The sequence below is a fragment of the Shewanella sp. BF02_Schw genome (assembly GCF_014596695.2).
Lineage (GTDB): Bacteria > Pseudomonadota > Gammaproteobacteria > Enterobacterales > Shewanellaceae > Shewanella.
The window spans coordinates 999,740-1,015,892 of record NZ_JABKAW020000001.1 but is presented as its reverse complement, the minus strand read 5'-3'; the positions used below and the strand labels follow the sequence as shown (position 1 = coordinate 1,015,892).

The window sequence follows — 16,153 nt, the reverse complement described above, 5'->3', positions numbered from 1 at the left end:
ACCATCACTTAATTATGTTGCCAATGCCTTAACCGAAGTTAGGATCATTACCCATTGTAGTTCCACACTTAGTTCTACATTTAGTTTCACCATTATTATTCAATAATACACCACGCAACATGTCAGCAAGTTTGAGCGTTATTGTGATGGCCTTTGGCGTAGAAAAGTAGCAAATCTTGGTGTCCCTTTTTGAGTTAAGCCTAAATATTGATAAGTAATTATCGAACCAACTAAAGGTGGATTTTCTCGTTGTTTATCGCTTAAACCACTGCCTATATTAAACACGATCCCTGCAGGTGTTTTTACAATTAACGCACCTAGCTTACCTCTATATTTACCTTTACCTTCTGTATGACCAATCACTACAGCTTCAGCGTCATATTTGGGTTTGAGCTTAACAATATACTCACTGCGGCCGACAGCATAATGCGCTTGCTGATAATGTAACATCAATCCTTCACCGCCAGCATTAACGACGGAATCAAGCTGTGTAAACAGAGCTTCCGTTGAAACCACTGGACCCTGCTTAATGACCTGTAAATGTATGGAGGCCGTTTGTTCTACCAACATTTTCATTGCTAAATAGCGATCAATAAAAGGGCCGGAATGCCGTGGTAAATCAAACATCATAAACTTGACTTCCAGCCACTCTTTATCAGGTACTTGCTGACGTCGAACCAATGCAGAAATATCTTCGAAACGATTACGACCTAACCAAAGTTCACCGTCAATAGCAGTATTAGGAAAACCAAGGGTAAACGACGCAGGTAGAGTCACTTTTCGGCCACTGCGAGTCAGCATATTACTGCCATCCCAATAGCCTCGAACGCCATCGAGTTTCTCGCTGATTAAGTATTCAGTGACGTCGATATCTTGTTGATACTTTGTTGCTAACTGAATAGGAGGAATTGATAACACTTCACTCTTTATCGTAAAACAATGCAGTGAACTAATGACCAAAATTAAAATATACGGTAGCTTACGCATATGCAATCCTTGCTAATAATAAAATCCATTTAGTGTCTTTTCGTTTTTGTTCAAAAGTTTATTTCAATGCCTCAAGTGTTTACTGTATTGGGCATCAAGTCACTTCCGAGCAATACCGCTCAAAACACTGTTATAACACCTGCCATTCGTGACGAAAGACTTACGCCTGTTTAAAATGATTATCTGTAATGTTAAGTGAGCCTAGTACAAACAGAAGAATTATCCATCCATTGGTCGGGCTTATCTTGATATAAATCGATGCATGATGAGGGCAGATATCAGCACAAAAATAAATATTTTCTCTGCTCTACAGCACATCATAAGATCGAAATAACTGCTGGATGCATATGAACAGAATGTTACAATCTACGGAATTAACATCAAAAAGATAATGAGCAAAATGAAACCAGAGAACAATCATGGTCTAAAACGCGTATTTCGAGCGACAGGATTTTCAATGCTAGGGCTAAAGTCAGCGTGGAAAAATGAAGCGGCATTCAGACAAGAAATCGTGCTTGCTTGCCTAATGCTACCTATTGCACTACTACTCAATATCAGTAGTACTGATCGTATTTTGCTTATCATGACTGTGTTAATTGTATTGATTGTAGAATTGTTGAACTCCGCTATTGAAGCGGTAGTTGATCGGATTGGTGATGAGATCCATCCACTCAGTGGTCAGGCAAAAGACATAGCTTCTGCTGCAGTCTTTATCAGTTTAGTATTATGTGCCATCACTTGGGGCATCGTTATTTGGCCATTACTGTTTTAATAACAGCCAGACGAATATCATTCAGTGTGCTTAGCGGTAGTCAAAATTGAAATGGCTTGTTCAATATAAGCAAGTCTTTCATTTTCAGCCCAATAAGCAGCATACACATGCCGATGGATACATTTTGCATCATCGACAAAATACAGAGTCCCGTTATCTAAATAAGGCTGTATGAGTGCCTCAGGCAAAAATGCACATCCGCCGTTATTAAGTATAAAGTCCAACGCCATACGAGCAGAACTTGTATGTAATACCGGCAAAGGTAACATGGTAAAATCCTGAGCATGAGTGATATTAAAGGCAGTCCCCCAATCTACTTTTATATAAGGTAAAGTAGGTGTTTGAGTAAGCTTGACGCCTGCTTGTTTGCAGACTAAATACAATTTTACTTCAGCAAGCTTTACTAATATAACGCCATCAAGCTTTGGAGGATCAAACGTAATCGCAATATCTAAGGTTCGTTCAATAAGTTGACGAGTCATTACTGCTGCAGGTAACACATCCGTTCTTAAAGCCACTCCTTCCAAGCCTAAATGTAATGGCTGTAAAAAACCTTGTAAAAAAGCATCCCAAATATTATCGCCAGCCGACAACGCTAACTGAGCACTGTGCTGCTGATTTAAAATAATATCTTGTTTTGCTCTTTCCCAGGCGTTAAGCACGGCCTCAGCATGGCCGAGCATTCTTTCACCTGCCGGAGTTGGTTGAATGTTGTTACGTAAGCGTTCAAATAACTCTATACCTAGAATATTTTCTAATTGCTTTATCCTAAAACTGACAGCACTTCGAGTGAGGTATAGATTTTCAGCCGCCTTACCAAAGTGCCGAGTACGGGACACTTCTAAGAATGTTTTTAATAAATCTGTATCCATAAAAATTCTTTACCATTAAGGACAAAATATTTTGATTTAAAAAATGATAATACTAGCCAATACTCCAGTTGCAAATCTTTATATCTCATAATCTAGAAGGTATTAGCCATGTCTCAGCAATCATTTATCAATGCAAAACAAGGTATTGATGCTAACACCAATGGTCATAGTAACAGTTTTCAATCTACTAAACGCTTCTATGATGACGTGAATTTCCCAAAAGGATTTAAACGTTGTGGTGATTTTACCAATAAGGAAGCTGAGTTGCTTGAACAACACGGTCAAGCAATGAAAAATTTAGCCGATGGCTCGCAGTTACCTTGTCATGTTGACGAAGACCAATTTGTTAACGTTTTACAGGGTAAAAAACCTGCAACAACACCAATGGAGCTATTGTGGTCTAAATATTGTCGTCTAGCAAAAGGCAAACCATTTTATGCTGTTGTTGGGACAATTCACGCGCCAGCAAGCTCTAAAGTTGAAATTGAATTTGACGATGTAGAAGAAGATGCTTCTGACACCGATGAGTCAGAATAAACTATCTTTCAACGGCTAAAGTCGCCACATTAAACATGTAACACATTTGTTACATTGGTCGTAAAAGTAGAGTCAACATCCTGCTCTACTTTTCTTGTTCTGTCACATTTTTGTCACCCACCGCCGCTACGCCAATGCTCTGGCGCCTTTATCCGTGTTGACTTTTCGCTGGAATGGTTGTTTTTATACCGTTGAGTTCAAGCTATTAACGAAAACTTGATTTAGCGCAATAATTCTATACAAATACTTCACATTTAGTAGCAAGGTGCTAGTATATGCACTGAACAGTTTGTCGTTTTTATTTTAACTTAATGTTTATGGCTGCGCATTTTGATAATCCTTATTTGGGATATCAGCGCTGAATAGGTTAGGTATTAAATTCGACAAAAGCATCATATGAAGACGCATATCCTGTGATATAGAAAAAATAATAAATGCGGAGTTTCAATGATAAGATCTTTTATTTGTATAGTGTTGTTGATATTAGGTACTCGAACTGCTGCGGCAGAAACGGAACTATCAACTAACAACTCAACAGTTACCGATAAATATACCCTTGATATCGGTATGTTTTATGCTAATTCAGATTCAAACTTCATCGCTACAAACCCTAAAACAGGCGGAACATTCCCGGTAGACTTTGAAGATGAACTGCTACTTGCTGAAGAGCAATACTTACCCTACTTTGAATTCACATTCTCTTTTAACCAACGCCATAGTATTTATATTGATTGGAAGTCGTTGGATCGCAAAGCAGACACTGAAACGGTATCAGAAGATTTTATTCTTGAAGATATTGATGGAAAAGACTACCTGATTGAAACTGGCGCCAAACTGAATACCGAACTCAATATTGATATTCTGCGAATTGGCTATGGTTATGACATATGGCAAGGAACTCACTACGCTGTTGGAGTATCCGTTGGTATACATACCATGTTTATCGAAACCGCTTTTAAAGGCACTATCGGTATTTGCGTGCCAGACTCAACCTTAACCAGTTTATGCAACGATGCAGTAGCAACACCTGAAGTGATAGACGATACTCTAACGGCGCCTCTACCAGACATTGGCCTTTACGGCTCTTACGAATTTTATCCTGGTTGGACATTTGATGCTCACGCCCAATATTTTGCTATCAAATATGATGATGTAGATGGATCACTTATCGATATCCGTTTAGGTGTTGAAGCTAAGGTTTGCGATAATTGGTCATTAAAACTGGCTTACAACTATTATGATGTTGATGTCACAATCGAAAAAACACGTAATGTCGGTAATATTGAACAGCGTACTTTTGATTACAATATAAACTACAGCTTTACTGGCCCAATGTTTGCTGTCTCTTACGTTTTTTAATATGATTCAAGTCACTAAAAAAGCATCTTCGGATGCTTTTTTGTTATTTGTATCACTATAATATCATGGTACAAACTCTGCTATTATTGTTATATTTACTTCAATTGTAGATTTTTTAAAGTCTTTCCTTAGCCCGGATCATGAGGCACTTAATGTCGAACACTCTACTGCAAACCGCTGCAGCCAATTTGAAAAAAGCTGTTCCGTTAATGTTAAAATATAGAATACCCACAACACCAACAAACTACGCGCTTTGGTATGCTTACGTGGGAGAACAAAACCCGTTACTTAATCAAGAGTTAGATACTGCAGTAAAACAAAATCAAACCTGTTCACCAGTGACCAGCGAATTGTTATATCGTAAACATGTGGCTGATCCGGTTGAGCTAGATGTGCGCGACATGCGTAAGAACCTTGATGCTATGGTATGTGAGTTATCTCAGTCACTCAAAGATACTAATTTGGACACTGAGACATTTCAAAATCAAATTGATAAAGATTTTAAAAAATTAAGCGATCTTGAAAATCAAGGTTTTTCTCTCGAGCAAGTGATTGGTATTATTAGAAATATCGTTAAAGAATCTTCCAGCATCCGTTCTAGTACCGTGAGTTTTACCGAACAACTCCAAAAAGCTCAATCAGAGATTGATACTCTCAAAACTCGTTTAGCTGAATCTGAAAAAGACATGCTATTTGACGCCCTAACCAATGTGTTAAATCGCCGTGCATTTAACACTGACATTGAAGCGCAAATAAGTTCAGCCCCTGCGGGTACCTGCATGATTTTAATTGATATTGATCACTTTAAAACCTTCAACGATAATTTTGGTCATCAACTTGGTGATTTAGTCCTAAAAACCGTTGCGAAACGGATCCAAGAAGCCTGCCGTGACGGAATTAAATTGTACCGTTTTGGTGGTGAAGAGTTCGCCATTATTGTGCCAAGTAGTCAGTTTAGAGTTGCTAGACAATTAGCTGAAGGCATTCGAAGAGCGCTCGAAAAACTCAGTGTCAAAGACAGACGAAGTGACAAGGTTATTGATTCGATAACCGCATCTTTTGGTGTTGCTGAATGGAAACCTAAGCAAAATGTATCGCAATTAATTGAAGCAACCGATAAGTTACTGTACGAAGCAAAACGCTTAGGTCGTAATAGAGTGATGCCAATCGCAAACTAATCATTCTGGTAATATCAATTGATTGATCGCCCGCTTTTGCCTGCTCATACTGAAAAGCTAACTGCGGGCAAAGTTGGGCTTAATATTTTCGACTACGAATTATTTCGGTAATTGCAGATAACTCGCGGCATGTTCAGCTGTTGCATTGGCTAAATGAGGCACATAACCTAAAAATGGTCCCTGCATCATCTGCTGTAAACTGTTGAGGTTATCGTCAATAAAAGCCATATCAGGGTCCACTTGATTAGCAACCCACCCCGCTATCGACAATCCGTCGGCCAACACAGCCTCTTGAGTTAATAACGCATGGTTTAAACAGCCTAGTTTCATGCCTACAACTAAAATAACCTCAACCTGAGATATCGCCTGTTGACCTTGAACCAGCTGAATTTGTTGTAGCTTGGCGTGTAATAATTTAACAGTCTCAGATAAATACTCACCATTACCTAGTGGTAAACGCCAGCCACCAGCACCTTCTATCAAGGCAAAATCTGCATCTAACATCGCGGGATGGTACATAGTATCAAGTACACGTTGAGCCGTTAATGTTTGATTAGTTTGTTTGGCAGCAATGTGCGGCGCTATAGCGGGTTCAAAACAAATAGGATTCACCACTTGATACGATAAATCCATATTCGACTGAGCTATTAGCATTAAGGCATCACTGTTGCGTAAGCCCACGTCGGTGGATATACATCCTGATGCTATCGGTTTAAAGCCACATTTATGGCCTTGAGCCTTGGATAATAATGCAGCCGAAATTAAGGTTTTACCGCTGTCGGTATCGGTTCCTGTCACAAAGTACAACATCGTTTCAACCTCGCTTGGCGCGGATATACGCAATTTGATAAGTTAATGGCAAGCCTTTATCGGTACGCATTGTTTCTGCAAGTACGATGCGTTGCTGCCATTGTTGCTTTGTGAGTGGCTGATGTTGTGTTGAATTGTTTTCGTCTTGTTGAGCAAACGACGCACCCACACCCTTTATTGAGTACAGCAAGCTGCGCAAATCATCAAAATACACGCTAATACTCTCAACATGGATATCAATGCTGTGCCAATCATCCACAGTAGTATGAGATGCACTCAATGCGGCATTAAGTGCCGATACGGAATAAAATGGGTTAACTCTAAAGCCTAATGTTTGTAATTCAGCCAAACTGCCATCAACAACTACACTAAGATGACACTCACCATTTTGTCGCAATACTCGATGAAACTCAGCAAATGCTTGTGGTAACGTTTGGCACCATTGCAAGGCTAAATTGGAATAGATACTGTCAATGGAAGCACTCTGTAATCCAAGCGCCTGTGCGTCGCTGCATATCGGTAAATAATCAGGGTGTTGTTTGGTTAATTGCTTAAGCATGCCATGAGCGATATCAACCGCAACGACCTGCTTAACATCAAAGGCATGAAAACTCGTACCAGGACCGGCACCCACATCAAGTAAGGTGCCAAATAGATGCGCATTGTCTAATAATTGCTTAGCGGTAATACGTTGTAATACATCATGTTGCTTGTAATGAGATGCGGCGATTGAAAATTTGCTTGCCACTGGATTATCTAACGTCATGAGAGTCTCATCGATACGATTTATTTAGCCACTGTTTGTGGCGCTAATGCACCTAGCTTCGCGTCAGTATCACTATATTGATGAATAAGCAGCGTCAAGGAATTCACTAGTGCGTGAATGTCATTGATTTGATGCTGTGCATTTAAGGTAATCCGCAAACGCGCCTGACCTTTTGGCACGGTTGGTGAACGAATAGCACCAACTAAAAAACCTCGCTGTTTTAACTGCTGCGCAATAGCGATAACCTGATGATTATCACCGATCATAATCGGTTGAATTGCGGTAGTAGAAGACGTAATACTCAATTTATTTACTAATGCGAGTTGCCTAAACAATGCAATATTAGCCGTTAATTGTTCCAATAATTCTGGGTGAGTTTGTTGCCAATTAATTGCCGCTAATGCTAATTGAGCATTGGCTGGCGCTAAAGCGGTTGAGTAAATATACTCACGACACGTCGCAACCAAGTAATCAATCACTTCTGTGGAGGCTAAAATAGCGGCGCCTTGACAGCCTAGCGCCTTACCAAAGGTGACGACTTGAATATCGACATTATCGGCATTAACAAACGAGCTTGGTAATACCCCAAAACCATGGGCATCATCGACAATGAGCCAACAGCCATGTTGCTTACATAAATCCGATAGCTCAACAATGGGGGCTATGTCGCCGTCCATACTGAATACGCTCTCGGTAACCACTGCGGTATTGGGATTTCGTTCAATAATGCGTGCAGCGCTATTGATTTCGTTATGCAAAAATCGGCTAATTTTGCTGCCGCTGTCTTTTAAACCGTCAATGACTGAGGCATGCACCAATTTATCAGCAATGACCGTATCATCGGGGTTAAACAAGGTTTTCATTAACGCGCTATTGGCACTAAAGCCTGAACTAAACAGCATACAAGCTTGGTGACCGGTAATCTCACATAAACCTTGTTCCAGCGCTACATGGGCTTGGCTATAACCACTTACAAGCGGTGATGCCCCACTGCCCACACCATATACCGTTGCACCGTCGTAAAGTGCTTGTGCTAACGCTGGTTCATGGGCTAAACCTAAATAATCATTGTGACTAAAATCAATCAATACTGACTGTTGCGACGTTGCTGCCACATGTCGCTGGCGTAAAAGACCTGCTGCGTTTAGTTCAGCAAGCTTTTCACTTATCCTTAAAGCTATTGGGTGTTTCCCAATCGCAGGCAGGCCTAATGACGTCATGCTAAATTACAGCGCTGCTGCGTCAAAAAACTGCTTGGTCGACTTATCTTGTATGGCGTTAGCTTTGGCTAATAATGCGTTATCTGTTTCAATGTGGGCTTGTGGGCCTTGTTCCGGGTGCAAACCTAAACGACGGAACAAATTCATATCATCGTTTTCTTCTGGGTTTGCTGTAGTTAATAGCTTACAACCGTAGAAAATAGAGTTAGCACCAGCAAAGAAACACATAGATTGCAGTTCATCACTCATGCTTTCTCGTCCTGCAGATAAACGCACCCGCGACTTAGGCATAATAATACGTGCTACAGCAATGGTGCGCACAAATTCAAGCGGGTCAAGATCATCTATATTCTCAAACGGCGTTCCGGCCACTTTGACTAACATGTTGATTGGCACCGAATCTGGATGTTGTTCTAAATTGGCCAATTGTTGCAATAAACCTGCACGATCTGTGGCTTGTTCGCCCATTCCAACAATGCCGCCAGAACAGACTTTCATCCCAGATGCACGTACGTTTGTTAGCGTATCTAAGCGACTTTGATAGGTGCGAGTGGTAATAACGTCGCCGTAATATTCTGGTGAGGTATCAAGGTTATGGTTGTAGTAATCCAAACCAGCATCGGCTAATTTCCCGGCCTGCTCAGATGACAACATGCCTAATGTCATACAGGTTTCCATGCCTAAGGCACGAACATCTTTTACCATTTGCGTTAAATATGGCATATCTTTGTCACGCGGGTTACGCCAGGCTGCCCCCATACAAAAACGCGATGCTCCAGCAGCTTTAGCACTTTTAGCCTCGGTTAATACTTTATCAATTTCAAGCAAACGTTCTTTTTCAAGGCCAGTGTCATAGCGTGCGCTTTGTGGACAATATTTACAGTCCTCAGGGCATGCACCGGTTTTAATTGATAAAAGACGGCTTATCTGCACTTCGTTAGGGTCAAACGTTTCACGATGAATACTGTGAGCCTTAAACAATAAATCATTCATAGGCAGCGCAAACAATGCTTCAATTTGTGCTTTTTGCCAATCGTGACGAACTTCAGCTAACGACATGGTTCATTCCTTTATTTTGATTTTATGTTGGCTAGGATACCCTGAGCCCGTAAACTGTCAACGCAACAACCACTTTGCGCTTTACTAGTGGTCAAATGATGAGCACCTATAATTATGGCACTTCCCGACACAAATACCACTATCGATTACGCTTTCGATGCACAACATATATGGCACCCTTATACCTCTATGACCCAGTCTCTGCCTGTATATGGAGTCGTTTCCGCTCAAGGTTGCGAGTTGACTTTAGACGATGGCAAGGTACTTATAGATGGCACCAGTTCGTGGTGGTCTTGTGTGCATGGTTATAGTCATCCGACCATTTTAACGGCTATGCAAAAGCAGTTATCACAACTGAGTCATGTGATGTTTGGTGGCATAACCCACCAGCCAGCCATTGAAACCTCAAAACGCTTAGTGCAGATGACGAGTGATAATTTAACTAAGGTTTTTTTAGCCGACTCGGGCTCAATTGCAGTAGAAGTTGCATTAAAAATGGCGCTGCAATATTGGCAAGGCCGAAATCAACCACAAAAGCAGCGGATTATGACCGTAAAAAGTGGTTATCATGGCGATACCTTTGCCGCAATGAGCGTATGTGATCCTGATGGTGGAATGCACACCATGTTCGGTAATAATGTCACTGAACAAGTCTTTATCCCTGCGCCAACGTCTAAGTTTAATGACCCCCTTAATCAAACAGATTCACTGGCTTTAGATGCTGCATTTGCTCAACATCACCAAGATATTGCAGCCGTAATTATTGAGCCCATCATGCAAGGCGCTGGCGGAATGCGTTTTTACTCCCCAGCGTATCTGACTAAACTTCGTCAACTTTGCGACCAATACGATGTGCTACTGATTTTAGATGAAATAGCGACTGGATTTGGCCGCACCGGCACCCTATTCGCTTATGAACATGCCAATATTGAAGCGGATATTTTGTGTGTTGGTAAGGCCTTAACCGGTGGATATATTAGCCTCGCGGCCACCTTATGCAGTGACGAAGTAGCTAATGGTATTAGTGACTCACCTGCAGGTGTATTTATGCACGGTCCTACCTTTATGGGTAATCCATTGGCATGTGCAGCAGCGACCGCCAGCTTAGATTTATTGCTTGCAGGCGATTGGCAACAGCAGGTAAAAGACATTGAAGCGCATTTAATGCGTACCTTACCTGCTGCCATGACGTCAAAAGAGGTTAAAGATGTACGAGTACTTGGCAGTGTCGGCGTAATAGAAATGCACTCGCCAGTGAATACCGCAGCCTTACAAAAAGCCTTTGTTGACTTAGGTGTGTGGGTAAGGCCATTTAGCCGCTATATCTACATCATGCCGCCTTATACTATTAGCGCTGCCCAGTTATCCGAACTAACCTCTGCCATGTTGTTAGTTGCCGATACCCTTGTTCCTACCGAAGAGAATCAAACGTTGATTAGCCATGGATAATCAACGCTAGGCTTTTCTTTGCATGGGCAGGTCTCAATTTTGGTCATTCTCAGTTTAGGTAGATCAAAGTTTAGCTTAATCTAATACCTCTTGAGCGTGGGCAATAATGGCATCTGAAACGTCTTTATAGACACCTTTAAGTAAAATCCAATGTTGCCAGTAAAGCGTTTCAGTGATGACATGGTCTTTACATATATGCACTAACTCACCAGTGGCTAGTTCTGGTTTAATTTGCGTTTTTGGCACTAAACAATGGGCAGCGCCATGTTTAGCAATGGTAACAAAGGCATCTGATGAACGAACAGCATGTAATGGGTATTCACCTTGCATCAGACTAAAATGCTGTTGAATATAGCGTGTGTGCATATTGTCTTTGTGATCAAACGCAATACCCCGAGCTTTTCTAAGACTGTCTGCACTAATTCCATTAGGGAAGTAATGACGACTAAACTCAGGTGAAGCGACTAGCAGATAATCGACACAGCCTAATCGAGTTAGTTGACAACCTTTAATAGGTGTAGATAGCACCGAAATGACGCCAAAAGCTTGGCCATCCTTTAACCTATTAATCGTACGATCTTTACCTTCAACATCGTTCAAAAATGTATGGCGAAATCAGTACCAAATTGCAACACATATTACAGCAGCTAATAGTCGTAAAAAAATTATCGGCACCACATTTTCGGTCACCTTGCTTAACCCTCATGTGTATTTAGATACTGTGATGATATTAGGTAGCGTGGGCGGCACTTTTGATGGTAACGAAAAATGGACATTTGCTATAGATACCATACTGGCGTCGGTTTTGCGGTTTTATACTATTGCACTTGGCGCCGCTAAACTTGCCCCTTGGTTAGGTGTGCCGAAAGTTCAACGCGTGATTGATGTCTTAGTCGGCACAATTATGCTTTTTATCGCCTATTCAGTATTTAATACTTTATTAATAATACCAACAAATTTATAGCGACAGACAACACATGAAAATCAAAAGATATTCATAAAAATAGTAAAGAATTAACTCTCCATCGGCACAAACCCAGCTTGCTGTTTTATGCGTATTAACCATTGATTAATCTTTGGGTAATGGGCTAACTCAAAGCCACCTTGATGAGCTACATGGGTGTACGCAAACAAAGCAATGTCCGCTAAGGTAAGCTGCGAACCACACAGAAAGGGTTGCTTAGCAAGTTCAGCTTCCATAACCGCAAGCGCTTTATGGCCTTTAACGTGCAGTGAGTGATATTCAACTAAACGATCATCAGGCAACCCTAAATACAACTGAATAAAGCGTGCAACGGCAATATATGGCTCATGACTATATTGTTCGAAAAACATCCACTGGTACATTTTCGCTTTACTAAAGACATCAGTTGGGATCAACTCAGAGCCCTCTGCAAGATACCCCATAATGGCATTCGACTCAGATAACACTCTGCCATCATCGAGTTCAATTGATGGTATTTTTCCTGCTGGATATTTAGCTAAAAACTCTGGTGTCTGCGTTTCACCTTTCGTGATACTCATTTCTTGCCATAGATGCTCAACACCTAGCATATTCAGCACCAGCTGCACTTTATAACAATTACCTGACATGCTATCGCCATAGGCTGTGATCATTAGTTGTCCTCAACGCTAAATAACTCACTTACTTTTTGACCAGACTAGAAATTAACGCGCGTAATGCGGCAGGTTTAACCATCTTAGCCATATAGTGATAGCCGCGTCTTTCGACATCATCAACCAACTCTTTATTGGTATTGGCAGTAATTAATATTCCAGGTAAATGTTCACCATAACGACTGCGAATACCATTCATCGCATCAATGCCATTTTGATCATCATCTAAATGATAATCAGCTAACATGATGTCAGGGGCAACCCCTTTAAGCCCTAACTTAATTCGAGCATCAGCAAGATCTTTGGCACAAATAACCTCGCATTGCCAACGACTTAATAACGACTCTAGCCCCGCGAGAATGGCATCTTCATTATCAATACACAATACTTTAATGCCAGCTAAAGGCTGTAATAATGTTGGTAAAGGCTTAATGCTTATTTGGCTGACCGTTTCACCTAATGGCACGAATATAGAGAATAGAGAACCATGGCCTAAGGTCGAACTTACATGAATTTGATGATCAAGTACTTTGCTAATCCTATCGGCAATCGCTAGCCCCAGTCCCAAACCACTGACATTACGACTACTGGGATGATTAAGACGTTTAAACTCTTTAAAAATTTCTTGTATATCAAACTCATTAATCCCACAACCCGTATCGAGTACTTGAATCTCGATAAAGTCACCTCGATGTCGGCAACCAAATAACACTTTACCACCTCGAGCATAACGATAAGCGTTGGTTAAAAAGTTTTGTAAAATACGCCGCAACAATGAAGGGTCGGAGTTCACCGTCGCGGTAGAGGGCACCATCGAAAAAGAAATTTGGCTGTCACTTGCCATTGCATCAAATTCAACCGATAAACCATTAATCACTTCAGCAATAGCAAAATCACGGCGGTTAACGTCCACCATGCCAGAGTCGAGCTTAGAAATATCGAGCAAATCGGTCAATAACTCTCCCGCTATTTTCAACGAACTATTCACATGAGTTAAGGTGGTGCGGGCTTCAAGATCCAGATTAGGATATTGTGATAACGATGCTGTAAATAATCTCGCGGCATTTAGTGGCTGCATTAAGTCGTGGCCCACTGCGGCTAAAAAGCGAGTTTTAGACGCGTGTGCCATTTCTTCCTGTGCTTTAGCTTCAAGTAATTCACTGTTTAACATTGCCAATTCATAGGTTCGTTCTTGCACCCGACTTTCTAATGTTTCATTGGCTTCCAGTAACGCCTTCTCTTGTAAGCGATATTGGGTAATGTCAGTAAATGTCATTACAAAACCGCCATCAGGCATTGGGTTTCCTTGAATTTTAATCACTTTACCATCTTGGCGTTCACGCTCAGATGTGTGCGGTGTTCCATTACGCATATGTTGAACTCGCACAGCAACCTGGTTTTCAATGTCTCCAGTACCACAAAAGCCGCGCAATGCATTAAATCGCACCACATCAGCAATAGGCATTCCTTGGACTAAAAAGCTTTCAGGGTACTGGTATAGCTCGACATAGCGATAATTCCAAGCAACTAAATTAAGATCTTTATCGACCACACTCATGCCTTCATAAGCATGTTCAATTGCGCCACGTAACATATCTTGGCTTAAAATAATTTTAGAGGATGCTTCATCAACGAGACTGAATACTTCATCCAGCGCCAAATCGCGGCCTTGCAGGACTGAGTCCATCACTAATGATGCACTTGATGCACCTAAAACCCCCGACAACATATGTTCGGTGTGGGCAATTAATTCTTCTGGGGCAGCTTTGTACCAACTATCACTTTTTACTGCATCGGCTGAAAAACGACTAAAACTCTCATAAGCACGAGTAGGACTCACAAATCGGCTAGCCAAAATTAACAAATCTTGTTGCGAAATAGGCCCTTGACGTTTTTTTGAATCTTTTTTTGATGACCAAGGTTTAACAAAATTACTCGCTTGAATGCGCTCAGCAACACCCGCTCTAAACCAAATAGATCCTAGTACATAGCAAAATATATTCGCTAACAAAGCAATCAAAGTATCACTAACATTTGGGGTTATCGAATTGAGTAAGCCTGACTCACTACCAATCAAACGGGCTTCACCGGCACCTTGAAGTAAAATAAAACACCACAGGCTAAAACCGACAGCAAGGCCTAGATAGACACCAGCTCGATTGCCGTGCTTCCAATATAATCCGCCGACTAGTGCGGGCGCTAGTTGAGAAAATGCACCAAAGGACATCATCCCCAAATGTGAAAGTGAATCACTGTCGGTAAACAGTAAGTAACTCAAATAGCCGAAGCCTAAAATAACCACAATCGATAAACGGCGTACATTTAACAATAATTGAGAAAATTGGCTGAAGTTCTTTTCCCTTATTTGCCCCGTTCGCAGCAAAAATGGCACCAGCCACTCATTACTGACCATCACACTGATAGTCACCACAGCAACAATCACCATCCCCGTTGCTGCAGATAAACTACCTAACAAGGCAACAACCGCTAATATTGGTTGGTCTAGTGCCAAAGGCAAATTAATCACATAGGTATCAGCAGATACCGAATCACCCAAAATAATTTTACCGGCTAATGCTAATGGCGCGACAAACAAGCCAAACAAGGCTAAATAAATCGGAAATATCCAACGTGATTTATTTAAAATATGCTCGCCGCCACACTCGACCACCATCACATGGAACTGCCTTGGCATACATAAAAAAGCGGCCATTCCAACAAATAGTTCAGGGAGAAACGACTCTAAACGAATGTGACTATTTTCGATTAATGCTTTATCTGATGCCTGCTGCCAAATATCGCCAAAGCCATCAAAAACACCAAAACTAATTACCACGCCGACTGAGATAAATGCCGCTAGTTTAACCAATGACTCAAACGCAATCGCGACCATCATTCCAGGATTATGTTCAGTCGCATCTAATTTACGCGTACCAAATAAAATGGCAAAAATGGCCAGTAACATGGTGATCAATAATGGCACCACCACTGGGCTTAAGGGGGTATCATCAGGTTGAAATAAGTTAAGGCTAAACACCATTGCTTTAAGCTGTAGTGCGATATAAGGCATGATGCCAAACAATGCAATAAGCGTGACTAAAGCCGCTAATAACTGTGACTTGCCATAACGAGCAGCAATAAAGTCGGCAACTGAAGTAATGTTTTGTGCTTTAGACACTACAACCATTTTTCGTAGCATGCCAAACCCAAGGGTAAACACTAATATTGGGCCGACAAAAATAGGTAGAAATGACCATAAATCATTGGCAGACTGACCTACTGTGCCTAAAAAACTCCATGATGAGCAATACACCGCTAAGCTGAGCCCATAAATCCATACTTGAGCTTTTTGGTTTATTTTACTAAACCATCGCTCGGCACCCCATGCCAAAATAAACAGCAATGACACATAACACACCGCAATCACGGCCACGATTAAGGTTAAGTTCATGAAACGTCCGCTATCACTTTATTATTATTAAAAATCTGTTTTATTTTCATCTAAAACATCATGTATTGAGCAGAAA

Annotated in this window: 15 protein-coding genes; 6 read left to right on the top strand and 9 right to left on the bottom strand. The window is 41.2% G+C overall.

What is annotated here, in order from left to right; translation table 11 throughout:
• Nucleotides 1–138: 138 nt before the first annotated feature.
• On the bottom strand, nucleotides 139–987 hold the full coding sequence (locus tag HNW13_RS04600; protein WP_192115141.1) for a DNA ligase: 849 nt from the start codon (nucleotides 985–987) through the stop codon (nucleotides 139–141).
• 400 nt (nucleotides 988–1,387) lie between these two features.
• On the opposite strand from HNW13_RS04600, the gene HNW13_RS04595 reads away from it, so the two are divergent.
• Nucleotides 1,388–1,759 (top strand): diacylglycerol kinase, encoded by a 372-nt coding sequence (locus tag HNW13_RS04595; RefSeq protein WP_162023389.1) that lies wholly within the window; start codon nucleotides 1,388–1,390, stop codon nucleotides 1,757–1,759.
• Between the two features lie 17 nt (nucleotides 1,760–1,776).
• On the opposite strand, the gene hdfR is transcribed toward HNW13_RS04595, so the two are convergent.
• On the bottom strand, nucleotides 1,777–2,631 hold the full coding sequence (hdfR, locus tag HNW13_RS04590) for an HTH-type transcriptional regulator HdfR (protein WP_192115142.1): 855 nt from the start codon (nucleotides 2,629–2,631) through the stop codon (nucleotides 1,777–1,779).
• Between the two features lie 108 nt (nucleotides 2,632–2,739).
• On the opposite strand from hdfR, the gene HNW13_RS04585 reads away from it, so the two are divergent.
• From HNW13_RS04585 to HNW13_RS04575, 3 genes are all read left to right on the top strand, one after another.
• Complete coding sequence (locus tag HNW13_RS04585) at nucleotides 2,740–3,168, top strand: DUF413 domain-containing protein (protein ID WP_101086799.1); 429 nt, start codon at nucleotides 2,740–2,742, stop codon at nucleotides 3,166–3,168.
• Nucleotides 3,169–3,615: 447 nt separating this feature from the next.
• Nucleotides 3,616–4,527, top strand: coding sequence for a hypothetical protein (locus tag HNW13_RS04580; protein ID WP_101086798.1), 912 nt, complete (start codon nucleotides 3,616–3,618; stop codon nucleotides 4,525–4,527).
• Between the two features lie 152 nt (nucleotides 4,528–4,679).
• Entirely contained in the window at nucleotides 4,680–5,705 is a 1,026-nt protein-coding gene (locus tag HNW13_RS04575; protein ID WP_192115143.1) for a GGDEF domain-containing protein, read from the top strand.
• A 99-nt stretch (nucleotides 5,706–5,804) separates the two neighbouring features.
• Here HNW13_RS04575 and bioD read toward each other — a convergent pair whose 3' ends face one another.
• From bioD to bioB, 4 genes are read right to left on the bottom strand one after another with little or no spacing between them, the layout of a single operon-like run.
• Complete coding sequence (gene bioD / locus HNW13_RS04570; RefSeq protein ID WP_192115181.1) at nucleotides 5,805–6,512, bottom strand: dethiobiotin synthase; 708 nt, start codon at nucleotides 6,510–6,512, stop codon at nucleotides 5,805–5,807.
• Between the two features lie 7 nt (nucleotides 6,513–6,519).
• A complete protein-coding gene (locus tag HNW13_RS04565) occupies nucleotides 6,520–7,281 on the bottom strand; it encodes a methyltransferase domain-containing protein (protein ID WP_101086795.1) in 762 nt (253 codons plus the stop codon).
• A gap of 20 nt (nucleotides 7,282–7,301) precedes the next feature.
• The gene (locus tag HNW13_RS04560; RefSeq protein ID WP_192115144.1) at nucleotides 7,302–8,501 is read right to left on the bottom strand and encodes an 8-amino-7-oxononanoate synthase; all 1,200 of its coding nucleotides are present in this window, start codon (nucleotides 8,499–8,501) and stop codon (nucleotides 7,302–7,304) included.
• Nucleotides 8,502–8,507: 6 nt separating this feature from the next.
• A complete protein-coding gene (bioB, locus tag HNW13_RS04555; protein WP_162023394.1) occupies nucleotides 8,508–9,560 on the bottom strand; it encodes a biotin synthase BioB in 1,053 nt (350 codons plus the stop codon).
• Nucleotides 9,561–9,674: 114 nt separating this feature from the next.
• Here bioB and bioA point away from each other — a divergent pair, with 114 nt between their 5' ends.
• Nucleotides 9,675–11,009 (top strand): adenosylmethionine--8-amino-7-oxononanoate transaminase, encoded by a 1,335-nt coding sequence (gene bioA / locus HNW13_RS04550; protein WP_192115145.1) that lies wholly within the window; start codon nucleotides 9,675–9,677, stop codon nucleotides 11,007–11,009.
• A 75-nt stretch (nucleotides 11,010–11,084) separates the two neighbouring features.
• Here the strand turns inward: bioA and HNW13_RS04545 are convergent, their stop codons facing one another.
• Nucleotides 11,085–11,537, bottom strand: coding sequence for a hypothetical protein (locus tag HNW13_RS04545; RefSeq protein WP_192115146.1), 453 nt, complete (start codon nucleotides 11,535–11,537; stop codon nucleotides 11,085–11,087).
• Between the two features lie 4 nt (nucleotides 11,538–11,541).
• Here HNW13_RS04545 and HNW13_RS04540 point away from each other — a divergent pair, with 4 nt between their 5' ends.
• Nucleotides 11,542–11,973, top strand: coding sequence for a LysE family transporter (locus HNW13_RS04540; protein WP_243756167.1), 432 nt, complete (start codon nucleotides 11,542–11,544; stop codon nucleotides 11,971–11,973).
• A 50-nt stretch (nucleotides 11,974–12,023) separates the two neighbouring features.
• Here the strand turns inward: HNW13_RS04540 and HNW13_RS04535 are convergent, their stop codons facing one another.
• Both HNW13_RS04535 and HNW13_RS04530 read right to left on the bottom strand, forming a co-directional pair.
• Entirely contained in the window at nucleotides 12,024–12,623 is a 600-nt protein-coding gene (locus HNW13_RS04535) for a glutathione S-transferase family protein (protein WP_192115182.1), read from the bottom strand.
• Nucleotides 12,624–12,654: 31 nt separating this feature from the next.
• Nucleotides 12,655–16,077, bottom strand: coding sequence for a PAS domain-containing hybrid sensor histidine kinase/response regulator (locus HNW13_RS04530; protein ID WP_192115147.1), 3,423 nt, complete (start codon nucleotides 16,075–16,077; stop codon nucleotides 12,655–12,657).
• Between the last annotated feature and the right edge of the window lie 76 nt (nucleotides 16,078–16,153).